The organism is Edwardsiella anguillarum ET080813, assembly GCF_000264765.2.
GTDB classification, from domain to species: Bacteria; Pseudomonadota; Gammaproteobacteria; order Enterobacterales; family Enterobacteriaceae; genus Edwardsiella; species Edwardsiella anguillarum.
In genome coordinates, this window is record NZ_CP006664.1 from 1,336,061 (window position 1) to 1,357,578 (window position 21,518).

Genomic DNA, 21,518 nt, shown 5'->3' on the forward strand with positions numbered 1-21,518 from the left:
TTAACGGCATAGCCTTTCTATAATTGATTTTATTTTATTGTGATTCATTAATAGTAATTTTTCATAACGACTTGAAAGATCATCTATCTGATAGCATATACATAGATTTTCTCGATAAATAAACACATGAATAATAAAACCATTAATACGCTCTGGTGATAACTCACTAAGAAACTTTACTAGATTATCACATCGATATCCTATTGAGTAAGTAAAAAAGACGCCACCATCAGCGTCACCCTCAATAAAAAGATCAAACAAATTAGATTTAACAACAAAAAAAACATCATTATTATTGCATACTTCATTTTCATTTATAGCCATTAAAAACGATTCTACATTTCTTTTTAGAAATAAATTCAAAACACACCATCCTTACTGACCTCGTAAAAATATAAACATCGTCTTGAAATCGCCTTGAGAATATTATATACATGACAAGGCATCTATATGCAAGGTATAGCACCCATCCTTTAAAAGTTATAGATGTCGTAAGTTATCAAAGGGATGTTGATACTAGCAGCACTTATATATGACTTGTTGGAATATTCAGCTATGACTACAGGTACAATAGGGACTCTCCCTAGCAATGCTCTGCCTATGCGACCGATCAACACACATGAGTCAACCAATGCAGTCGGCGTGTTAAATTCAGAGTCCTCTACTAATACGTCCAGAACCATTAAGATAGTAACCTTAGCGAGTTCCCTTACCCTAGTATTAGGGGCAATTGGAACAGGCATTGCCGCTAAAGTGACGGGAGACAACGGAGATGCCGATTCATCTATGGCTCTGGGTGTCAGCGCTGGAGTGTTAGGTTTTGTTGGCCTTGGCGCAGGTGTTCTCGGTTCCATCGTAGCAAAAAAATTAGACAATAATAGTAGCAATAACAGCTAACGATATTGTTAGCAAAGAAAATAATTAATGCCGGCCAAGCTATAGCTTTGGCCGGTAATAAGGTAATGTAAAATGGACCCAATACTGCAGACTAACGCGCTTTCATCTATCTTACCCCACTCAGCGGAGGCCTCTACCATTCCATCATCAGTTCAGTTAACAAACATGCCCGCTCAGCCGGTAGAAATGACCGCAGCTTCTCAGTTTTTATCGCAACTGTTACCCAGTACAGCTAGCGTAGCTTCTCCTGAACAAGTCCTAATAGAAGAGATCAAGCGTAGACATTTCAATGCACTCAATGCCCCGGATCTTAACTTTGATGATCTTGCCGCAGGTAAGCTATCGCCAACAGACATGCTACAGCTACAGCGCTCTGTACTGAATGCAAATGTGAATATAGATGTTATTTCAAAATTAGCCAGTCTGTTTTCTACATCTATTACAAAACTAACATCAATGCAATAAAAAATACATGAAAACAAAAAAAATAATATTAATGATTTCTATTTTCCTTATTACAGGATGCAAAGAGATATTATATTCTGAGTTATCTGAAGCTGAAGCAAATCAAATGCAAGCATTATTATTAACAAACAACATAGACGTCGATAAAACCATTGAGAAATCCAAAGCGATATCGTTAAGTGTAGACAAAAAGGATTTTGTAAAATCGATAAAAATACTCAATGATAATGGATTCCCGAAAAAGAAACTGGTAAGCATTGAAACTATTTTTCCCGCTAGCCAATTAATTTCATCGCCTATGCAGGAAAGTGCTAAACTCAATTTCATTAAAGAGCAAAGCATTGAGAAGTTTCTTAATAAAATACCTGGCGTCGTTGATAGTAGCGTTACATTAAATGCATTAAAAACCGACGGTTCCTCAGGAGTATCAACAGCATCCGTTCTCATCATCACTGCACCACAGGCTAATTTAGAACCATCAATCAATCAGATCAAAGGACTGGTGAAAAATAGCGTTGATGAACTCAGCATTGAAAACATTACTGTAGTGATAAAGAAACTAGCCATATAAACATCAGAATATATATAATGAGACAACATTAATGAGTAATAGTAATGATTTCTCTATCGAATGGCTAAGTTCATTAGAGTTTATTAATAATGTTAGTGGTGATAGCTCTCAGATATTCTTTACCATTTATAAAAAAGACGCTATTCTTCGCGATTTTGGTCACAGCTGGATTCTCTACATGAAGCTTAATGTAGACTATAAACAGATGGACACAGCAAGATTAAATAAATTATGTAGTATATTAACTGCAGGAAAAGAATATCGACACATGGGTGTCTATCTATCAAATAACAATTGGTTTCTATGCCGTAGCTATCTAAAGAATGGTAATCACAGATCTCATATTAGTTTAATTATTATGCAGCATACATTTGCAGTTTTACTGGATAAAAATTTTGCCAAAATAGATGATGAAGAATCACACAGCCACTCTTCTTACTCTAATATTATAAACTTAGCATAATGAAAAAATCATATATATTCTTGTTTACAATTGGCATGCTACCTTATTTAAACGTATCGGCTAGCACACTCAGCCAACGTTTGGCTGGCGATTATTTTATTGTCACACCAAAAACTGACGTTAGCATAATCATCAATGATATCGCAGCAAACTATAGTTTGCCAGTATTTATAAGCCCTAAAATAACCGATAGTTTTCTTGGAGAACTTAAAGCCGATAATGCATTAATAATATTAGATAAACTTGCAAAAATGTATCATCTATCACTATATTATGATGAAAATATCCTTTATGTGTATAAATCAGATGAAATTACCCGGAGTATTATCACACCAAACTATCTAGATACTAATACATTAATTTCATACTTAAAAAAGCCTACGCAAAATAATAATGCATCATGCCAGATAAAAAAAATAAGTTCCTTTAACTCGCTTGAGGTGAGGGGCGTGCCAGAATGTATAAAGTATATCACTAACTTGGCTAGTAACTTGGATAAAGAGTCTCAAACCAAAGCAACAAATAAAGATGTAATCAGAGTTTTCAAACTAAAATATGCATCTGCTGTAGATATAAATTATAAATATAGAGATCAAAGCGTAACAGTTCCAGGCGTTATCTCGATTCTTAAAACAATGGCGAATGATGGTACGCTGCCCAGTCAAGGGAATAATGCAACGGATTCAAGTAAATTACTCTCTGGTGGACAGGCCCAGATCTCTGCCGATCCAAGACAAAATGCTATCATCGTTAAGGATCGTGAGATTACTATGGATATCTATCAACAACTTATTACCCATCTTGACGTGGAGCAACGGCAGATTGAAATATCAGTATCAATTATCGATGTAGATGCAAACGATCTACAACAACTAGGAGTTAATTGGTCTGGCTCCATGAGTTTTGGTAACAGCTCAGTCAGTTTTAACTCACAAAATACTTCAGCTACTCTCAGCACTGCAGTGATCAGCAATGCAAATAACTTCCTTATTCGCGTCAATGCATTGCAGCAAAACTCAAAGGCCAAAATATTATCGCAACCATCGGTGATAACATTAAATAATATGCAAGCTATTTTAGATAAAAATGTGACCTTCTTTACTAAGGTATCCAGTGAGCGTAGCGCATCTTTGGAAAGTATTACCAGCGGTACGTTATTACGAGTAACCCCACGAATAATTAATAGTCAAAATAATTCAGATGTTTTAAAGAATGAAAAGGTCCGGCTGCTCCTTGATATTCAAGATGGTAGTCAGTCACCATCAACACAGAATAATCAGGAGGCTCTCCCTCAAGTTCAAAACTCAGAGATAACCACAGAAGCGACACTGAACGCAGGTGAAAGCTTGCTGCTTGGAGGATTTATTCAAGATAGAGAAATTTCAGGAAAAGCAGGGATACCATTATTGCGTGACATACCTTTGATTGGGCATCTTTTTAGCAGTTCAACGCAGGAAAAACATAGCGTCATGCGACTTTTCCTTATCAAAGCAACGCCAATTAATAACTAGTAACCACAGTGTATCCAGCGATGAATAATATAAAGTCAATCCAGGAAATTATTAAGTTTTATAAAAGTGGTGGGACACTTGCGGCATTGACATCAATGACACAGCAAGATCTTAATGTATTGCATGGTTATGCCTACAATACGTTTCAAGCGGGCGACTTCACGACAGCTAGAAACATATTTATGTTATTATCTTATCTAGAACATTGGAATTATGACTATACTCTTTCTTTAGGTATCTGTCATCAACGCCTTGCTGACCATGAGGATGCACAACTTTGCTTCGCGCGCTGTGCTACATTGATCATGCAAGATCCTCGAGCGCCATATTATGCCGGAATAAGCTATGCTCTCACCAAAAAAAATGTAATGGCTAAAAAGGCTTTCAAGGCTTGTTTATTGTGGTGCAATGGCAAAGAAGAGTACAAGAGCATTGAGGATAGTGCTAAAAAACTTCTAAAAGATTGCAAGGAAAAGACATAAAAAGTGGGCTGTTTAATATATCAACAGCCCACTACTCTATCATCTAATGAGAACCACTTTGGCATATCTTTAATAAAGACTGGCTAATTTCATCATCTGCATAGGCAGAAACTCTCTGCCTTGCCTCATCTTCTCTATTTAATCCAAAAAGAATAATACATTCAATTTGTGCTAAATCCTTCTTATTGGGAATGACATACTCAAGCGCAGATAACATGGCCACTGCATCATGCCTCAAATTATGGTTAACTGCAGCAATAGCAGAAAATATTAAAATTTGATTTGCCGTCATACGTTGAGCGCCGTCTAACATAATTAAAAACTCCTGTTAGCTATCGTAGAAATAATATCTTTTACCGTTTTCAGCATTCCACTCTCTACGTTAACATAGGCAGAATATTGTTGAACAGCAAACTGTAACTGCAGCATTCTCTCAGGGTTGTTAACAACATCCTCGCCACTCGCTAGCAATGGCTGAATTGAGTCGCTAATTCGTTGCCCAAACTGTCCCATTTGTGTAGTCACATCAATCAGATTCATGCGAATAACCTTCTATAATTTATCAATTGTTAACAAAAAGCTTAAACCAAGTCTCTTGCTCAGTACTAAAAATCCTTGCGCCTTTACTTTGGAAAAAGTCGAATAGACCGGCTCTCCTCTCTTTCTCATCAGGGTTCCCTGACATTGCCTGCATCGCTGAAATCACTTTAATCTCTATAAACCGTGAGCAAAGATCCTGTAAGAATCGACTCAATGATAAAACAGGGCTTTTCAGCCCTGTTTGGTTAACCTGTGAAACAAAATAACACAGGATAAGCTCATCACCATCAAGTCGATACGTTAATGAAAAATGAGATGTCTCAATACACCAACCAATAAAAAAACCGCTTCCCATTAAATATTCATGGCGAAGATGATATCCCTTACTGGCTAGATAGCGATTGATTACAGTATCATTAAACGTATCATTCATAACTTATCCCGCAATACGTACAGCTTGTCCTTGTCGAGTCAATATATCATTAATGTTACGAGTAACTTCGGTGATATCATTTAAACGCTGACGAACTTCATCTTTACTTCCCTGAACATCTTGCTGATAGATATTACGGCTCTGCTGCTGGTAATCCTCTAGATTTTTAGCTCGATCAGCCGCCAAATCATTAGATACTTTCAGCCCAGCAGAGATAGTACCAGGTAGCTCTTTTACCCCTTGAGCTAAATGAACTCCAGCAATGAATGCCCCATTCTGTGAAATACTATCAAATTTATTAGTTACACTTTCAGCCATACGCTTCAAGCGGCTACTCAGCTCGACCACATCGTCTGTAGCACTGGCTACGTCATTAGCGACAGCGGCCATTGGCGCTGTACTTGTCACAGCATCTTCAGCCACATCAGCTGCTCGGCGGGTTAACGAGGCCGCACGCGATACAGCCTGCTGTGTATTTTGTGCCATATCATCAGCAATATCAGATGCACGGCTTGTAATTGACGCTGTACGAGATAATGCTTGCTGCGTGCTTTGCGCTGTATCAGCAGCAGCATCTGCCACCTTACTCAGCTGAGCCGTAGATTTAGCCAGCTCACTCGTCACATCACCGGTTGAGTCGGCAATCTTCGCAGCAGCACTACCCGCCTTTACAGCCTCCCGCGCTTGGGTTATTCCGGCAAAAGACCCTAACACACCCAATGTGGAACCAATAATTCCACCAATCAGCGCAGTAGTCGCACCTTTTCGTCTTTCTTCAATAGCCTTATCCTGGCTAGCAAACGCTGCCTCCTGGATCTTAAAGCTCTGTCCAACCTGTTGCTGCTGGTACTCCTGTAGGACTCTTAATGCCTTACGCAGCAGCACTTGAATCTGCAACAGCAGCTCATTGAGATCCAACGCACCCGCAGGTAAGGTCTCGGATGGTGTAGGACTTACACCTAACGCAGTATTAACGCTATTGATACCTGACGCGTTATTCGCAGAACCATCTACAGTATTAATCATATTTTATTATCCTTAAGATCACGCCAAACCACGAATAATGCGCGAATTAACACGCGCAGTGTCAGACATAACATTAGAGGTTCCTTGTAAAAAGCGAACCAGATCATTGCCCTCGTCCGCAGCTCTACGCAGCATTGAGCCAGCACTCTCACCCATTAAGCGGTAATTCATATCCAAATTCTTAACGCTAAACGCTGCAGCTAAAGAGTCGATAAGTGCGTCTGAGGACTCCTTATTCAATACGGTAGTCCCTATGCTTTTACTCGACTCTGTCAATCCAGTCGCGATAGCACCAACCTTTGCTGCAGTATTTTCAACGAACTTTTCAGTTACCTTGGCAACGACTTTCGTTACCGTCTCACCCAATTTCTGCGCCACTGAGCTCGCGCTTTTAAGAATTGAGGACAGGGCCCCTACGCCAGCCGTCGCCAAACCGGCAGCCATAGAGATCCCTCCGAATACCTGCGCTGCGCTTTTCAACGCCTGCGGAGCTTTATCACCCATAACATCAACGGCAGTTTGCAGTGCCATTGATGTTGCACTGATCGCAACCACGACCCATAGAGCAGGGTTAAAGAGGGCGGCTATGGCGGTCGCCAGCACACCCAGCCAACCAAAAACCTGACCTAAAACTTTCGATTTTTGCGCTTTCTCTTCCGCTTTTTGTTGTTCTTCAAGCTGTTTTTTAAACTCTTCTAACTTACTCGCGAGCGCTTTATCTTGCCCATCGGCATAGATTCGATTTGAATCTTTCAGGCTACCGATTTTTTGTGTAGAGGTTTCCATCGACAGTGAGGTTACCATCAGCATCATTGCAATAGGATCAACCTGACTGAGACGTGCCAAGATCGGTAGCGCCGTTTTATCTTCCCCTTTATCAGCAAACAACCCGGTGCTATCGCTACCACTTCGCTCGCCGGATATCCCACCAAAAAGCTTATCTAGCACATCCTCTGCCGCTGAAGGTGTCACCATACGGTGCGCGACACTGCCAGGAGGCAGCGGTAATGGGCTACTATTAAAAGAGGATGAACCCTCATCTACCTGTGCTCTTGGCTGTAGGATAGGTTGTGTTAGGGGGATGACGGAGGATTTTAGACTGTTGCCCCCTGGGGCTACAGCATCCAATGCCATACTAGGGCCAACGGAGGATATAGTTAAATTAGTATCCATCATTATTCACCTATTATATTAAAAAATTATTTTCCTATCGTAATTCCTGAAATCGTTCGGTATTGCAATGATTGTAAATCAGAACGAGTACTGGTCATAAGGTTTAGCGTGTTAGACAGCTGCTGGATTTGTAGCTGATTGCTATTAACAACGGAGGTCAGGTTATTCGCCTTTGCCCCTAATGCAGCCTTCACGGTCTGTAGATCGCCAGCGCCCATCGCCTCAGTTAACCCTACGCTCAGCCCGGAAATTTTTATCTCATTGGATGGATCGTTAATATAATCAATCACCTCCTGCGGGAGTTTTACTTTTGTATTCTTATCACTGCTACTTTGCACATCGGCAATTTTGGCATCAACCAAATTTTCCATTTTCTGCGCTTCAGTCGAAGCCTTCGACGCCTCATTCATCTCGGCAAAAACTTTAGTCGTCATTTTACTCTGCGCAGAGTACATACTAGAAAACAACATAATCGCGGCTTGAAATGCCCCTACTTTTTCAAACAGCGCTTGTACATCAGCTTTTGACATGCTTGATAGATCATACCCTAGGGTACCGTCTACCTGAAAACCACCGCCTACTGAAATATCACTCATATCATCTATCCTTCTATATATTAGAAACATTAAACAACATTTAAAATTAAACTCAAAATCAACACCAACTTACTCCGAGTCTCTATCTATAACATCTGAAATACCATTAATAATACTTTCTCGCTGTTCTTCAGTCATAAAACAAGAGTGGGGCAACGTTTGATAAAAATCTTTTATTAAATGATAATAATATAGTTTCTGTCCATCAATAACACCAACCCGGCTTGGACTCCCCGCAAACCACTCTTCGGTCAACCAAGTTTGTTCCAACGTGCTAATCAGCTCACTAAGAATAATATCAGCATCCTTTTTTAAGGATAAAGAAACTATTTCGCTATAATTATTTAATGATAAAAAAACTATAATTCTATACAGATCAGTAATGACAGATGACGTTCTTTCTCTATCCTCGACTTGTGGTAAATAAGATAGCTCAAATGACAATGCACGAATTATTACTTTAAGGTAGTTATCTCTATCAGGCAAATCCTTTATCTCTAAGAACCATGTAAGCAGTGTACTTCCTTCATAATCCTCCTGATCTTTTGCCTTCTGATAGAGGTTTTTTATTTTCTTTAGTTTTTCATGCGTTATCCCACCGACCCCCAACCAGGCCAGCAAAGCCAGCTCCCATTCCTCTTCACCGAGTAGTTCCAAGAGCAATTTAGCATATTTTTTTTTGCGCTAAGGTAATCGTATTCAAATGCAGTAGGGACGATATTAATGCAATAATCTCGCCTTTCGGCATTGCGCCAAACATCGCCAACTGGGGGTCATGCTGATCCAGCTGAATAGCGGTGTGCAACGCAATATCCTGCAACGCATCCTCACCAGCTAAGTTAATGATATCTTGCATTTTATTGATTATATTATCATTACCCCCATCTTCCTCCACCCTACGTCCCGTAGGTCGACGGAACCCTAAGCTGATCCCCTCAGCCGTTTCAGCCATAGAGGCTGCATTGATTATTGCTAACTCATTTTGCATATTAGCTAATGGTGTATTTAACGATAAATTATTATTTTGTTTATTCGAAAAATCATTTATATCGTTAAACACTGGAATTACAGATACATTAAAATCAATACCAGAAGCCATTTTAAGAACCTTTTATATAAATAAACATTGAATTATTTATAATATTCAGCTGTACAAGCGCACTCAGCATAATTTATGCTAACCGTACTATCAAGCTACTTTATACTATTAGCAACAATCATCAACATGCGATCTGATTATAAAATAAGATTTCTGACTTGGCCACTGAGTGGTAGAGAGTTGATTGTACCTATAGAGTCATTTTCTATTGGTAAAAACGATGATAGTCTCATCACATACCAACTTGAAAATCCATTGCAAAATTTCACTCTTAGCACTAATGATGATGGTGTTTGGCTAAATACCCCCACTACATTTTGGATTAATGGTATTCAGACGTCTAACGCTGATTCAATTTTGCTTCCACTCAATCAACCAATTGATATTGCCGGCTGCGGATTTATTCTACTTAGCGCAGATCAAGAAACGTCGCTAGTATCATTACCCAAACGAAAAAAAAACGCACATATAGATAAGAAAAACATTGTAGTAATCGCATCATTGCTATTTTTAACACTTTCTTTATCGATTTTTGCTTTTTTTTATATAAAAAAACAAGATTCTATGATTAGTCTCATCAGCAGAGAAGACGTTTATCAATCACTAAAAAAAGAAAAGCTTTTTGCTATTGTACCCGTCTGGCATGGGAGTAGCATTGCTTTATACGGTCGATGCGAGCAATCATCTCAATTGCAGACTTTCTTTAATTTTCTTTATAAAAATAACATAAGATATATAAATAATATTATTTGTAATGACCAAATAATCAGTGGAATTAATGATGTTTTAGTTCAGTATGGCTATGACAATATAGATGTATCTTATGGTGGTAGCCCCGGATTCTTCATCCTATCGGGTTACATTCAGTCACCGCTACAGTGGAAAAAAGTAGAAGGCCAGCTCTTAACTATGCCAGGCGTCAGAGGATGGCAAGTACGAAACAAAGCCGACGCCATCATCAATTCATTAGTTGATGAACTATCGAAAAACAAATTAATCAACAAGTTAAGCATTCATAAGCGTGATAAAGCAATAATCATTGACGGCTTAGTTTCAGCAGTAGAAGAGCAAAAAATAATAAATATTATCGACAGGCTAAATAACAATAAAATAATTTTTCAAAATATACCACCCTATATTCCCAAAAACCTATTTTCAGGAAAGATCATCAGAGTGAGTGGAACAAAAAATGCGCCAATGATTACATTAGATAATGGGAGCACTCTCACTGTCGGCAGCGCCCTAAACAATGGCTACATAATCAACGAAATCAGCCTAGAAAATGGTATTAGTATCTCGAGGGAAAATGAATTAATCCATATCCCAATCTCTTATGATAAGTAAAAGTACAGTCTAGACTGGAGGGAAATACTTTCATGCAAATAACACAGTTGCAAAAAATAGTACAAACGCAGATAGACCAAACAACGACCCCTGACACAACCAAGGGTCGCCTGGCAGGGTACTCAGTCAATACATCACAACAACAGCAAGAGGAAGCATTCACACGGCAAATAATGGAGCACGTGTCTAATACCCCATTAACAGAGAAGAATGTGACCGAACTATATCGGTTTCATGAAATGATTAAAGTCACTCATGACACAACCTCCACACAAAAATTCAAAGCAGTATTTACAGAGCTCAAACCCGGCATAACCTCTATACCATTAGGATTAGCAAAATTATTATTGGATGCTGCATATGAGTCTCAACCGCCTAGGTCCGCATCCTCCCCCGTTACAGACAGGTCTCGAACTCCCACTCCGCTTGCCAACGCGGCGCATATAGCATCGCGTCCATATACCTCTCCCCAGGCTGGCATGCCTCCGCCGCCTCCCCCACGCCCCCCTTTATTAGGACATGGAGCTCATGCAGCCTTGCAGCCACATAGCGCCCCCCAGGCTGGCATGCCTCCGCCGCCTCCCCCACGCCCCCCTTTATTAGGACATGGAGCTCATGCGGCCTCGCAGCCACATCACGCCCCCCAGGCAGGCATGTCCCCGCAGCCTTCTCCGCGCCCATCCGACACCAGTAGCGCTGTCCGAGCTAAAATTAGAACTCATGCAGAAACGTCAGAAAAACCGCAGCTCCCTATATCTCGGCCGACTAGACTCGAATTACACAATATAGATTCAATATCTCAGACACCTCGTCAAGAGTTACAAAATCGATTAAAGCAGGAGAAACTGCTATTAAATGATCCTAGCTCTTTTTCGACAAGCGCACAAAACCGATTCCCAGACATTCGCTCTAGGGCAACTACCCAGGTTAGATCAGATTTAAACGCTAACTTTATCGATGTTGGTGGAAAACGATGCGCTATCGCATGCCAATATCCTATTCCTACACAGGTAGAATCACATTTACGTATGATTATGGAACAACGCGCGACAGTACTCGTAGTGCTATCGTCACGCACAGAAATCGATAGAACAGCAGAGCTTGCAAAAAAAGACCCGATGGATCCTAAAATACTCCCTGATTACTTTAGCGTCCCGAAACAAAAATATGATGCTATAACGATGACATCAGAAAGGCTTGCATCTAACCAATCGTTACTCAAAGACAATGACATACTACTGGACCGCTATCGATTGACGATAAAACCAGATGGACCAGGAAGAGGTATTGCCCTAAGTCTGATTCATGTAACCAACTGGGGGGATCATACGGAATTGGACAGCAAAGCTATTCAAGCGCTTGCCAAGTTAGTCAATGATACTGCAGCAGAGCGTAAACAGGTTTACATTAATTCCAAAAGCAGTGCGCAGTATGACACCGACAAAATGCTGCCAGTCATTCACTGTCGCGCTGGCGTCGGCCGTACTGGCCAACTTCTTGGAGCCATGGCAATGCAGCAGACCCAGGATCAATCGTCCCCTTTGAGCCTGCAACAAATCATTTCCGATATGCGTACTAGCCGCAATCCAGTCATGGTACAAACGCCGGAACAGCTGGGTATTTTAATGGATATCGCCACAGAACAACATCGTCCCTTACTGTCGTCATAAGGTAACGTGCGACAAAGGGCCTATGCTAGGCGTATCGCTAAAAAATCATCAAACTCAATGTGATAATTATGCAACATTTTCATGCAATACTGCATCAACTAGCCTCCTTACTGGAGTTGGATAACACAGTATTCCAAGAAGATCAATCCAGCTGGAGCCTGGAAATAGATCAACGCTGGAACGTACATATTGTGGCGTTGGATCTACGGGAAATCGTATTGTTTTTACGGGTTGCACCACTCTCCTCGCCATTGCTGGCAGTATCATTATTACAGGAGAATCTATTCACGCTATCAAATAGGATGATACGCTGCGGACTTGACAATATGCAGAGTATTATATTATGGAATCAGCAAAGCATCAGCAATACTGATGGGGGTGAGCTTTATCAGGTATTACTATCGCTGATCCACAAAGCTGAAGAGATAGAGCAAATGGTACAAAAAAGTGAGGAGATAACTGAATCCGAGTCCAAAGCGGAGGTGTGGACACCATTGGTTTAGTAAGGTTGGCTACTGTTTTATAGCGTTAGCGCCTTTATAACCTTATCGATATTGAAAGTACCGTTCCCAAATACAGAAGGAGGCCAACATACAGTATATTGGCCAAGGTAGATAAGCTATCACACTCACAGTATATGTGTATCGTCATTCACTGTGAGTGCATCTACTTTAATCAATAATACCCTACCACAGTAGGCGGCCGATCAGCGGCGAAAGCAGCACCGTCACCACGCCGGCCAGCATCATGACCAGGCTGGAGACGACGCCTTCGGTCTGCCCCATCTCATAGGCCTTGGCCGTCCCGGCGCCGTGGGACGATGCGCCGAGTCCGGCGCCCTTGGCCATGCCGCTACGTACGGAGAGGCGCAGCAGCAGCATGTCCCCCACCGCCATACCAAACACCCCGGTCAGCACCACAAACAGCGCCACCAGATCCGGCTGCCCCCCCAGGCGCTTGGCCGCCTCAATGGCGAACGGCGTGGTAATCGAGCGTACCGCCAGGCTACGCTGGATGCTTTCTGGCAGGGTCAACAGCCGCGCCAGCCACACCGAGCTGAGTACCGCCACCAGCGTCGAGGTCAGTACGCCGGCCGTCAGCGACAGCCAGTGACGACGGATAATCGCCAGGTTCTCATATACCGGCACAGCAAAGGCGATGGTCGCCGGCCCCAAGAGCCAGAGTAACCAGTGATTCTCCCCCATATAATCACGGTAAGAGATATGCCCCAGAACCAACAGCAGCACCAACAGCAGCGGCGTCAGCACCAGCGGCATCAGCCAGATACGGTGAACCCGACGGTACAGCCGTTTATTGGCGAAATAGAGCGCCAGCGTCACCGCCAGACACAGCATGCCGATCCCCAGACCGTTCATCAGCGCACCATCCCGGCGCGGCGCCGCTGTAGCCACAGCTCCAGCCGGTAGATCCTATCCACCACCAGCGCCGTCATCCCCAGCGTTAACAGGGTGCTCAGGGCGATCACCGCCACGATACGCCACCCCTCGACCATCAGCAGCGAGGCATAGTTCACCACTGCCACCACCGCCGGGACAAAAAATAGCAGCATCTCGGCCAGCAGCCAGCGGGAGCCCGCCTTCACCCACGCCAGCGGCAAAATACGCAGCGCAATCAGCGCCAACAGCAGCAGCATACCGATGATATTGGCCGGCAGCGGCAGTGAAAAGCGGCTGACCAGCCATTGGGAAAAGAGAAACAGCAGCGCATACAGCGCCACCTGCAACGGCACCCGGGCGTGGGTGCGCAGGTGCGCCATAACGGGGCGCAACGCCAGAGACATACAAACCTCAGAAGGGGATTAATGTGATAAGAAGCACAGTATAGGCAAAGAGGATCCCTGGCATAAAATGAATTAAAATTATTGCCATCATTGATAAATGGCATACCTATCCTGTAAAGCGGAGTCCTGCATGGACGTGAGAACGTTACGTTACTTTGTTGAGGTGGTGCGCCAACAGAGCTTCACCCGAGCGGCGGAAAAGCTGTTTGTCACCCAGCCGACCATCAGCAAAATGCTGCGCAATTTGGAAGAGGAGCTGGGGTGTACCCTGCTGATCCGTGAGGGGCGTGGCCTGCGCCTGACCGACAGCGGCGGCGTAGTCTATCAGCGAGCGCAGATGATCCTCGATCAGTTTAGCCAACTGAGAACCGAGCTGGACGATTTGGGCACCCTGAAGAAGGGGAGCCTGAAACTGGGCATCCCACCGATGGTCGGTACCCAAATGGCCGGCCTGATCGGCGAATTCCGCCAGCGCTACCCGGGAATCGAGCTGCACATCGCCGAGTTCGGCGGGCTGACCGTCGAGCAGGCGGTGCTCTCCGGCGAGCTGGATCTGGCGCTCACCGCCCTCTCTGCCCAGCCCGATCCAGCCATCGCCTCGCTGCCGCTGTTCAGCCACCCGCTGTATGTGCTGCTGCCGCGCCAGGCGCCCTGGCTGACCCGCTCTGCCCTGAGCATAGCCGATCTGGCCCAGCAAAACATCCTGCTGTACAACGAGGACTTCGCCCTCTATCAGCAGCTGATGCAGGCCTTTTCCACCGCCGGCGTGAAGCCGCAAATCGCGGTGCGCAGCGGCCAGTGGGACTTTCTGGCCGCCATGGTACAGGCCGGGGTGGGGATCGCTATCCTGCCGCAGCCGATCTGCCAGCGCCTCGATCCGCACAGCCTGCTGTGGCTGCCGCTCGCACCGGCGCTCATGTGGCGACTGGGGCTGATCTGGTGCCATGGCCGCTATCTGTCGCACAGCGCTCAGGCGTGGATCGCCCGCTGCCGCGCGTTCTGGCCGGAGGGGGAAATGCACCCCGAGCGCCTGACCCTGCGCGGTAACGAGACGCCGCCGACGACGGCATAGCATCACGTTCCCCCGCTCTCGCCGGGGCCCTAGAGGTAAAAAAGCCCCGGACGCAAGGCGTCCAGGGCGGGAAGGCTCAGCGCTAACCCTTAGTTTTTTTCGACCAGCAGCGCCTCCAGCAGATCCAGATCGTGCAGCATCTTCTGCAGCGTCTCGTTACTGATCTTCTGGGTGGCGCGCAGGTGATACAGCTCGCCGCGTTCGGCGCGCAGCGCCGTTAAGCGGAAACGGCGCTCCAGATTCTCCACCTCCAGGATTTCGTCGGCGTTCTCCTTGGTCATCACCCGTCGCCGCAGACTGCCGATGACCCGCGAGCTGACCTCGGTCAGCAGTTGCGGATCGATGTTCTCCTCGGTGTCGGCCTCAAGGCGCTCCTGCATCTTCTTCAGACTCTCGATGGCCACCTCGGCGCTGACCGACTTCGCCATCAGCTCCTCATCGCGGTAGGCCACGCCGTCGGTGATCTCGACGCCGCGCAGCAGCAGCGGCAGCGCCACCACCCCCACCAGCAGGGAGAACAGAATTACCCCGGCGGCCAGAAACACCAGCTGATAGCGGCCGGGGAACGGCGTACCGTCGGTCAGGAACAACGGAATAGAGAGTACACCGGCCAGCGTGATGGCTCCGCGAACGCCGGCAAACGAGGCAATCCACAGATCGCGCATGCCGTAGGAGGCGAACTGCAGCGGGTTGTGCTTAAAGAAGCGCAGGCTGATACGCTTCATCCCCCACAGCCACAGGAAACGCAGCGCCAGCAGCAGCGCATACACCAGCACCACGTCGGCGAACAGATACCAGGTTTCGATATTTGGGTCGCGATCGGCCTGGATAATTGAGTTTTCCAGGATCCCCGGCAGCTGCAGGCCCAGCATGATAAACACCATGCCATTGAACACGAACTCCAGCATCGCCCACACGCTGTTGGCGCGCAGGCGCATGGTCAGCGGCGCGTTGCGGATCACCCCAGACTGACTGATGGTCATCCCCGCCGCGACGGCGGCCAAGATGCCGGAGACGCCGATATGTTCGGCGATCAGGTAACTAGCGAAGGGCAGCAGCATCAGAAGGACGATCTGGGTCGCCGGATCATCCCCCGCCCAGCGGCTCATCACCCGCAGGGACTTGCTGTACAGCCAGGTGACCGCCGCGCCGGTCAGCAGACCGCCCAGCGCCACCTTGAGAAATTCCAGCGTCGCGCCGGAGACGGTGAACACCATGGTACCCATCGCCACCGCGATAGCGAACTTCAGGGAGACCAGGCCGGAGGCGTCGTTCATCAGCGCCTCCCCCTCTAGCACCCCCATGATGCTCTTGGGGATCCGTCCCTGGCCGACGATACCACCGAGCGCGACGGCGTCGGTGGGTGACAGCACGGCGGCCAGCGCAAAGGCCGCCACCAGCGGAACCTCCGGCAGCAGCAGGTGCAGAAAGTAGCCGACGCCGACCACGGTAATCAACACCAGCACCAGCGCCAGCCCCAGGATCTCCCTACCGTGGTGCAAAAACTCCCGCGTCGGGGTTTTCCAACCGTCGGCAAACAGCAACGGCGGAATAAACAGCACCAGGAACAGCTCAGGGTCAAAATCCACGTGCAGGCCAAAGTGGGGCCAGGCCAGCAGCGCCCCGATGGCGATCTGCATCAGCGGCAGCGGGATTTGAAACGGCAGCAGGCGCGTTACCACGCCGGAGAGCGATACCACCAAAATCAGGATCAGGATTGTGAAGAATATTTCCATGTTCTTTCAGACTCAATGCCAACAGGGCCAACAGGACTAACGCAACGCTTTATAAAATATCATCTTATGAATTTTGAGCCGAAGAGAAATATCCCCTGAAAGACCGAGATAACACGGAAAATGCACTGCGGTAGCGCCGCCGTTGATATTCGTGCCGCCCAGACAGCAGAAAAGCGCCCGTAGGCGCTTTTCCACAGGAGGATGCCAAAGCCGCTTAAATCGCCCAGCCGCCGGCGTAGAACGCCACCAGCACCACTGCGATCGCCACGGTACCGATGTTCAGACGGTTCCACTCTTTGGAGCATACGCGGCCGATCACCAGGGTGCTAAAGCCGAGCATGATACCGGTCACGATGTTACAGGTCAGCACGATAAACACCGCGCACACCAGACCGGACATCGCATCGACGAAGTCGTTGAAGTCCAGCTTGGCGACGTTGCTCAGCATCAGTAGGCCGACATACATCAGCGCCGGCGCCGTCGCGTAGCCCGGAACCAGATAGGAGAGCGGCGAGAGGAACAGGATCAGCAGGAACAGCACCCCGACCACCACAGCGGTCAGACCGGTTTTCCCACCGGCCGCGGTACCGGCGGCAGACTCGATATACACCGCCGCCGGCGCCGCGCCGACCAGACCGGAGAAGATCGAGCTGACGGAGTCCGCGGTCAGCGCCTTACCGCCGCTGATGATCTGGCCATCCTTGTCCAGCAGGTTCGCCTGACCGGCCACCGCGCGGATGGTTCCGGTGGCGTCAAACACCGCGGTCATCACCAGGGCCAGTACGCTCGGCAAGACCACCGGCTGCAGGGCGCCCATGATATCCAGGCTAAAGATCAGGGACTGACCGTCGGCGCCGGCCAGGCTCGGCATCGCAACCAGACCGTGGTACTTCACGCTGGGATCAAAGATCAGGCCGACGATGGAGATACCGATAATCACCAGCAGAATGCCGCCCGGCACCTTCAGCTTTTCCAGACCGAAGATCACCGCCAGCCCCAGCAGGGACATCATCACAGGGAACGAGGTAAAGGCGCCCAGCGCGACCGGCAGTCCCTCCAGCGGGTTTTTCACCACCAGGCCGACGCCGTTGGCGGCGATCAGCAGCAGGAACAGGCCGATACCGATACCGGTGCCGTGGGCAATCCCCATCGGCAGATTGCGCAGGATCCAGGTTCGAATCCCGGTCACCGAGATGGCGGTAAACAGAATACCCATCAGGAATACGGCGCCCAGCGCCACCGGCACGCTGATATGCTGCCCCAGCACCAGGCTGAAGGCGGTAAACGCAGTGAGGGAGATGGCACAGCCAATCGCCATCGGCAGGTTGGCCCACAGCCCCATCAGCAAAGAGCCGCAGCCAGCCACCAGACAGGTCGCCACAAATACCGCACTCGGCGGAAAGCCAGCCTTGCCCAGCATGCCCGGTACCACGATCACCGAATAAACCATCGCCAAAAACGTCGTTAAACCGGCGAGCACTTCTTGGCGCACGCTGCTACCACGTACCGAGATCTTAAAAAATGTATCGAGTGATCCCCGTGACTTCCCTGCCGCTGATACCTGAGAAGAATCGCTAGACATGATGATGTCCTCTGAGTGATTTAAAAAACTTTTCTGTAACGTAATCGATTACGTCTGTTATTGCAGAGCGGCCCATAATGCTGTGTCTGCCCTCCGCCCCATCCGGCTGCCCCCGTGGGCAGCCGCTACTCCCTGCCACTACATCCTGCGACCAAATTCGGGTAAAAATGGGACGGAAGTAAAAGGCAAACGATTATCTGACCTAATACCTCGTCATTTCAACCCACAAACGCGACATTTTAGGTGCGTTCGTACACTAAACGACCATCGACATAGGTACGATATATGGTGCGATCGTCGCCCAGTGTCATGGTGACAAACAGCTTATCCACCAAAGAGACCGAGTTGTCATAGCGCAGCTGTTGCAGCGGCGTCGCCGTCGGCTCCAGCACCACAAAGTCGGCCTCTTTACCGACCAGGAAGTTACCGATGCGATCGTCCAGCCCCAGAGAGGCCGCGCCGCCCAGGGTTGCCAGGTAGAACGCCTCATAGGCGGACAGGCGGCAGCCCTGCAGCTGCATCACCTTGTAGGCCTCATTCAGCGTCTGCAGCATGTTAAAGGTGGTCCCGGCGCCGATGTCGGTTCCCATCCCCACCTTCACCCGCTTGCGCCAGGCCTTTTGCAGGTTAAACAGGCCGCTGCCGAGGTACAGGTTAGAGGTCGGGCAGAAGGCGATCGAAGAGCCGGTATCGCTCAGGCAGTCCCACTCTTTCTCCTCCAGGTGGATACAGTGGGCGAACACGCAGTTCTTCCCGGTCAGGCCATACTGGTGATACACATCCAGATAACCGTCATGGTGCGGGTACAGCGACTTGACCCAGGCGATCTCGTCGCGGTTTTCACACAGGTGGGTATGCAGATAGGTGTCGGGGTACTCTTCGCGCAGGCGCTGAGCCATCGCCAGCTGCTCCGGGCTGGAGGTCGGCGCGAAGCGCGGCGTCACCGCATACAGCAGGCGGCCATTCTTGTGCCAACGCTCGATCAGCGCCTTGCTCTGTTCGTAGCTGCTCTGCGCATCGTCCAGCAGATAGTCCGGCGCATTGCGATCCATCATCACCTTGCCGGCGATCATGCGCATGTTGATATGGCTGGCAGCCTCAAACAGCGCGTCCACCGACTCGGGGTGCACGGTGCCGAACACCAAGGCGGTGGTGGTACCGTTACGCAGCAGCTGCTTAAGGAAAAAGTTAGACATCTCGCGGGCGTAATCGAGATCGTTATAGCGCCGCTCGGTGGGGAAAGTGTGCTTGTTCAGCCACTCCAACAGCTGTTCGCCATAGGCCCCGACCATCTCGCTCTGCGGATAGTGAATATGGGTATCGACAAAGCCGGGGACGATCAGCTTGCCGCGGTAGTCTCGCACTCGGATCGAGGCGGGAATACGCTCCCGCCCCTCTTCCCAGCTACCGCACCAGTCCACCTTGCCGTTACGGATCAACAGTAGCCCGTCCTCAATAAAACGCAGCGCGGACTCGACCTCCTGCGGATCGGTTACCGTGCGGGTGACATCTAGAATGCTGCCGCGTACTGCCTTGAGGGTATGTTCACAAACCATGATTAACTCCTAATCAGCCAAGACATCGACTCAATCCATCTCTTCTTCGCCGCGTAACGGCTCGACCACCGTATCCCTCTCTTCGCGAACCTCGGCCTTTTTCCGCATCGGGATCAGCAAATTCAGGATGATAGCCGTCAGACCACCAGCGCAAATGGGGTTCTCTACCAGGACATACAGCGAATCCGGCAATACTCGGAATACGGCCGGATCGTACGAAACCCCCAGCCCCAACCCAAGGGAGGTGGCGACGATAATGGTCTCGCGGCGACGCAGTCCGTTGGAAATGATGATGCGGATCCCGGCGATGGCGATCATTGAGAACATCAGCGTCATCGCGCCGCCCAGTACTGGGGCCGGAATGGTGGTAAAGAAACGGCCGATCACCGGGAACAGCCCCAGCAGCACCAGCATCACGGCGATAGCCCGACCGACATAGCGCGAGGCCACGCCGGTCATCTGGATCACCCCGTTATTCTGGGCGAAGGTGGTCAGCGGCAGCGACCCCAGGGCAGAGGCGATGACCGACACCAGCCCATCGGCCAGAACCCCGCCGCTCAGACGCGACTGATACTCCGGCCCTTCGATGGGGCGATTCGAGACCATCGCCGTCGCGGTAATATCCCCCACCGCCTCCAGCACGCTGAGCAGATAGATGGTGCCGGCCACCAGGAAAGCGTGCATGTCAAAGGTAAAGCCATATTTAAAGGGAACCGGCACGGTCACCAGCGGCAGGTCGCGCAGGGCGCTGAAGTCCACCATGCCCAGGCACAGCGCCACGATATAGCCGGCAATCAGCCCGATGGCGATGCCGCCCATCCGCAGCAAGGGGTGGCGCGCACAGTTAAAGCCGATCACCACCAGTAGTACCAGCAGACCGACGCCGATGTTTTCATAGTTGCCAAACGTGCCGCTGCTCTTGGCGGCGAAGCCGCCGCCGAAGTCGATGATGCCAACCTTGATCAGGCTCAGGCCGATCATCAGCACCACCACCCCGCTTACCGTCGGGGTGATCACCCGGCGTAGGTAGGGCAGGATAAACGAGGCACCTACCACCAGGAAGGCACCGACAAAGGAGACCCCCAGCAGGGTCGAGATGATCAGTTCCTCATGCAGGCCATCGTGTTTCATGGCGCCGCCCAGGGCGATCATCACGGTAACGAAGGAGAAGTTCACTGACTGGATCGACAGCAGGCCGGAGCCGACGCAGCCATAGCGGTTCACCTGCAGCCAGGTGCCGACGCCGGAGGCGATCATCGCCATGGAGACCAGATAGGCGGTAATTTCGGTGGAGAGGCCCAGCGCAGTACCGACGATCAGCGCCGGTGCCACCATGGGGACAAAAATCGCCAGCAGGTGAGTCACCGCACCCACCATGAGCTGGTGAAAGGGCGGTTTATCCTCTAGCTGATAAATAAGATCGGATCCAGCACGCGGTATATCAGACATCCCTTTACTCCTTGGTAAATTTGATCATCTGATCCAATTAATAAATATCCGC

23 protein-coding genes and 1 pseudogene are annotated in these 21,518 nt (G+C 48.4%); 10 read left to right on the forward strand and 14 right to left on the reverse strand.

The genetic code is table 11. From position 1 onward, the window contains the following. Positions 1–363 (reverse strand): hypothetical protein, encoded by a 363-nt coding sequence (locus tag ETEE_RS21210; protein WP_144242801.1) that lies wholly within the window; start codon positions 361–363, stop codon positions 1–3. A gap of 192 nt (positions 364–555) precedes the next feature. Here ETEE_RS21210 and ETEE_RS21215 point away from each other — a divergent pair, with 192 nt between their 5' ends. The 6 genes from ETEE_RS21215 to ETEE_RS05980 all read left to right on the forward strand — a co-directional run bounded on the left by ETEE_RS21215 (position 556) and on the right by ETEE_RS05980 (position 4,389). Further along, positions 556–897, forward strand: a complete 342-nt coding sequence (locus tag ETEE_RS21215) for a hypothetical protein (RefSeq protein WP_192828385.1) — start codon at positions 556–558, stop codon at positions 895–897. Between the two features lie 72 nt (positions 898–969). Continuing rightward, positions 970–1,362 (forward strand): type III secretion system inner rod subunit SctI, encoded by a 393-nt coding sequence (gene sctI / locus ETEE_RS19975; RefSeq protein WP_081854118.1) that lies wholly within the window; start codon positions 970–972, stop codon positions 1,360–1,362. Between the two features lie 7 nt (positions 1,363–1,369). Further along, entirely contained in the window at positions 1,370–1,933 is a 564-nt protein-coding gene (gene sctJ / locus ETEE_RS05975) for a type III secretion system inner membrane ring lipoprotein SctJ (RefSeq protein ID WP_034165262.1), read from the forward strand. 31 nt (positions 1,934–1,964) lie between these two features. After that, on the forward strand, positions 1,965–2,396 hold the full coding sequence (locus ETEE_RS21220) for a hypothetical protein (protein ID WP_071881891.1): 432 nt from the start codon (positions 1,965–1,967) through the stop codon (positions 2,394–2,396). After that, positions 2,396–3,907 carry an EscC/YscC/HrcC family type III secretion system outer membrane ring protein gene (locus ETEE_RS19985; RefSeq protein WP_071881892.1) on the forward strand — a complete coding sequence of 504 codons (1,512 nt, stop codon included), beginning with the start codon at positions 2,396–2,398 and terminating at the stop codon, positions 3,905–3,907. The genes ETEE_RS21220 and ETEE_RS19985 overlap by 1 nt, the downstream gene beginning before the upstream one ends. A 20-nt stretch (positions 3,908–3,927) precedes the next feature. Further along, the gene (locus ETEE_RS05980; RefSeq protein WP_034165261.1) at positions 3,928–4,389 is read left to right on the forward strand and encodes a SycD/LcrH family type III secretion system chaperone; all 462 of its coding nucleotides are present in this window, start codon (positions 3,928–3,930) and stop codon (positions 4,387–4,389) included. Positions 4,390–4,432: 43 nt separating this feature from the next. Here the strand turns inward: ETEE_RS05980 and ETEE_RS05985 are convergent, their stop codons facing one another. The 7 genes and pseudogenes from ETEE_RS05985 to ETEE_RS06015 all read right to left on the reverse strand — a co-directional run bounded on the left by ETEE_RS05985 (position 4,433) and on the right by ETEE_RS06015 (position 9,256). Further along, positions 4,433–4,702: an EscG/YscG/SsaH family type III secretion system needle protein co-chaperone gene (locus tag ETEE_RS05985; RefSeq protein WP_049648759.1), complete on the reverse strand. Its 270-nt coding sequence runs from the start codon at positions 4,700–4,702 to the stop codon at positions 4,433–4,435. A gap of 2 nt (positions 4,703–4,704) precedes the next feature. Next, on the reverse strand, positions 4,705–4,929 hold the full coding sequence (sctF, locus tag ETEE_RS05990; RefSeq protein ID WP_034165260.1) for a type III secretion system needle filament subunit SctF: 225 nt from the start codon (positions 4,927–4,929) through the stop codon (positions 4,705–4,707). Between the two features lie 22 nt (positions 4,930–4,951). Further along, a complete protein-coding gene (sseE, locus tag ETEE_RS05995; RefSeq protein ID WP_034165259.1) occupies positions 4,952–5,362 on the reverse strand; it encodes a type III secretion system effector protein SseE in 411 nt (136 codons plus the stop codon). A gap of 3 nt (positions 5,363–5,365) precedes the next feature. Further along, positions 5,366–6,388: a hypothetical protein gene (locus ETEE_RS06000; RefSeq protein WP_034165258.1), complete on the reverse strand. Its 1,023-nt coding sequence runs from the start codon at positions 6,386–6,388 to the stop codon at positions 5,366–5,368. 18 nt (positions 6,389–6,406) lie between these two features. Beyond that, positions 6,407–7,336, reverse strand: a complete 930-nt coding sequence (gene sctE, locus ETEE_RS06005; RefSeq protein WP_144242803.1) for a type III secretion system translocon subunit SseC family protein — start codon at positions 7,334–7,336, stop codon at positions 6,407–6,409. A gap of 251 nt (positions 7,337–7,587) precedes the next feature. Continuing rightward, positions 7,588–8,157 carry a secretion protein EspA gene (locus ETEE_RS06010; RefSeq protein WP_117026449.1) on the reverse strand — a complete coding sequence of 190 codons (570 nt, stop codon included), beginning with the start codon at positions 8,155–8,157 and terminating at the stop codon, positions 7,588–7,590. A gap of 69 nt (positions 8,158–8,226) precedes the next feature. Further along, positions 8,227–9,256, reverse strand: a pseudogene (locus ETEE_RS06015) (TyeA family type III secretion system gatekeeper subunit). Positions 9,257–9,331: 75 nt separating this feature from the next. On the opposite strand from ETEE_RS06015, the gene sctD reads away from it, so the two are divergent. The 3 genes from sctD (at position 9,332) to ETEE_RS06035 (ending at position 12,773) form a co-directional block, all read left to right on the forward strand. Further along, positions 9,332–10,600: a type III secretion system inner membrane ring subunit SctD gene (sctD, locus tag ETEE_RS19990; protein ID WP_081926402.1), complete on the forward strand. Its 1,269-nt coding sequence runs from the start codon at positions 9,332–9,334 to the stop codon at positions 10,598–10,600. 653 nt (positions 10,601–11,253) lie between these two features. Next, complete coding sequence (locus ETEE_RS21865; protein ID WP_071881894.1) at positions 11,254–12,270, forward strand: protein-tyrosine phosphatase family protein; 1,017 nt, start codon at positions 11,254–11,256, stop codon at positions 12,268–12,270. A gap of 68 nt (positions 12,271–12,338) precedes the next feature. Further along, positions 12,339–12,773, forward strand: coding sequence for a CesT family type III secretion system chaperone (locus ETEE_RS06035; RefSeq protein ID WP_034165256.1), 435 nt, complete (start codon positions 12,339–12,341; stop codon positions 12,771–12,773). A 183-nt stretch (positions 12,774–12,956) separates the two neighbouring features. Here ETEE_RS06035 and ETEE_RS06040 read toward each other — a convergent pair whose 3' ends face one another. Both ETEE_RS06040 and ETEE_RS06045 read right to left on the reverse strand, forming a co-directional pair. After that, entirely contained in the window at positions 12,957–13,646 is a 690-nt protein-coding gene (locus ETEE_RS06040; RefSeq protein ID WP_034165255.1) for an LrgB family protein, read from the reverse strand. Continuing rightward, on the reverse strand, positions 13,646–14,071 hold the full coding sequence (locus tag ETEE_RS06045; protein WP_034165254.1) for a CidA/LrgA family protein: 426 nt from the start codon (positions 14,069–14,071) through the stop codon (positions 13,646–13,648). The genes ETEE_RS06040 and ETEE_RS06045 overlap by 1 nt, the downstream gene beginning before the upstream one ends. Before the next feature lie 130 nt (positions 14,072–14,201). Here ETEE_RS06045 and ETEE_RS06050 point away from each other — a divergent pair, with 130 nt between their 5' ends. Continuing rightward, the gene (locus tag ETEE_RS06050; protein ID WP_034165253.1) at positions 14,202–15,143 is read left to right on the forward strand and encodes a LysR family transcriptional regulator; all 942 of its coding nucleotides are present in this window, start codon (positions 14,202–14,204) and stop codon (positions 15,141–15,143) included. Between the two features lie 89 nt (positions 15,144–15,232). On the opposite strand, the gene ETEE_RS06055 is transcribed toward ETEE_RS06050, so the two are convergent. From ETEE_RS06055 to ETEE_RS06070, 4 genes are all read right to left on the reverse strand, one after another. After that, positions 15,233–16,879 (reverse strand): Na+/H+ antiporter, encoded by a 1,647-nt coding sequence (locus ETEE_RS06055; protein WP_034165252.1) that lies wholly within the window; start codon positions 16,877–16,879, stop codon positions 15,233–15,235. Between the two features lie 214 nt (positions 16,880–17,093). Then, entirely contained in the window at positions 17,094–18,461 is a 1,368-nt protein-coding gene (locus ETEE_RS06060; RefSeq protein ID WP_034165251.1) for an NCS2 family permease, read from the reverse strand. A 239-nt stretch (positions 18,462–18,700) separates the two neighbouring features. Continuing rightward, complete coding sequence (gene guaD, locus ETEE_RS06065) at positions 18,701–20,017, reverse strand: guanine deaminase (protein ID WP_034165250.1); 1,317 nt, start codon at positions 20,015–20,017, stop codon at positions 18,701–18,703. A 30-nt stretch (positions 20,018–20,047) separates the two neighbouring features. Beyond that, positions 20,048–21,466, reverse strand: a complete 1,419-nt coding sequence (locus tag ETEE_RS06070) for a nucleobase:cation symporter-2 family protein (protein ID WP_034165249.1) — start codon at positions 21,464–21,466, stop codon at positions 20,048–20,050. Positions 21,467–21,518 lie beyond the last annotated feature (52 nt).

Bases quoted from the DNA above. Each gene is read 5' to 3' on its own strand.
- ETEE_RS21215 (WP_192828385.1), top strand. From the start codon at position 556: ATGACTACAGGTACAATAGGGACTCTCCCTAGCAATGCTCTGCCTATG.
- sctI (WP_081854118.1), top strand. From the start codon at position 970: ATGGACCCAATACTGCAGACTAACGCGCTTTCATCTATCTTACCCCAC.
- sctJ (WP_034165262.1), top strand. From the start codon at position 1,370: ATGAAAACAAAAAAAATAATATTAATGATTTCTATTTTCCTTATTACA.
- ETEE_RS21220 (WP_071881891.1), top strand. From the start codon at position 1,965: ATGAGTAATAGTAATGATTTCTCTATCGAATGGCTAAGTTCATTAGAG.
- ETEE_RS19985 (WP_071881892.1), top strand. From the start codon at position 2,396: ATGAAAAAATCATATATATTCTTGTTTACAATTGGCATGCTACCTTAT.
- ETEE_RS05980 (WP_034165261.1), top strand. From the start codon at position 3,928: ATGAATAATATAAAGTCAATCCAGGAAATTATTAAGTTTTATAAAAGT.
- ETEE_RS05985 (WP_049648759.1), bottom strand. From the start codon at position 4,702: ATGTTAGACGGCGCTCAACGTATGACGGCAAATCAAATTTTAATATTT.
- sctF (WP_034165260.1), bottom strand. From the start codon at position 4,929: ATGAATCTGATTGATGTGACTACACAAATGGGACAGTTTGGGCAACGA.
- sseE (WP_034165259.1), bottom strand. From the start codon at position 5,362: ATGAATGATACGTTTAATGATACTGTAATCAATCGCTATCTAGCCAGT.
- ETEE_RS06000 (WP_034165258.1), bottom strand. From the start codon at position 6,388: ATGATTAATACTGTAGATGGTTCTGCGAATAACGCGTCAGGTATCAAT.
- ETEE_RS06010 (WP_117026449.1), bottom strand. From the start codon at position 8,157: ATGAGTGATATTTCAGTAGGCGGTGGTTTTCAGGTAGACGGTACCCTA.
- sctD (WP_081926402.1), top strand. From the start codon at position 9,332: ATGCTAACCGTACTATCAAGCTACTTTATACTATTAGCAACAATCATC.
- ETEE_RS21865 (WP_071881894.1), top strand. From the start codon at position 11,254: ATGTCCCCGCAGCCTTCTCCGCGCCCATCCGACACCAGTAGCGCTGTC.
- ETEE_RS06035 (WP_034165256.1), top strand. From the start codon at position 12,339: ATGCAACATTTTCATGCAATACTGCATCAACTAGCCTCCTTACTGGAG.
- ETEE_RS06040 (WP_034165255.1), bottom strand. From the start codon at position 13,646: ATGAACGGTCTGGGGATCGGCATGCTGTGTCTGGCGGTGACGCTGGCG.
- ETEE_RS06045 (WP_034165254.1), bottom strand. From the start codon at position 14,071: ATGTCTCTGGCGTTGCGCCCCGTTATGGCGCACCTGCGCACCCACGCC.
- ETEE_RS06050 (WP_034165253.1), top strand. From the start codon at position 14,202: ATGGACGTGAGAACGTTACGTTACTTTGTTGAGGTGGTGCGCCAACAG.
- ETEE_RS06055 (WP_034165252.1), bottom strand. From the start codon at position 16,879: ATGGAAATATTCTTCACAATCCTGATCCTGATTTTGGTGGTATCGCTC.
- ETEE_RS06060 (WP_034165251.1), bottom strand. From the start codon at position 18,461: ATGTCTAGCGATTCTTCTCAGGTATCAGCGGCAGGGAAGTCACGGGGA.
- guaD (WP_034165250.1), bottom strand. From the start codon at position 20,017: ATGGTTTGTGAACATACCCTCAAGGCAGTACGCGGCAGCATTCTAGAT.
- ETEE_RS06070 (WP_034165249.1), bottom strand. From the start codon at position 21,466: ATGTCTGATATACCGCGTGCTGGATCCGATCTTATTTATCAGCTAGAG.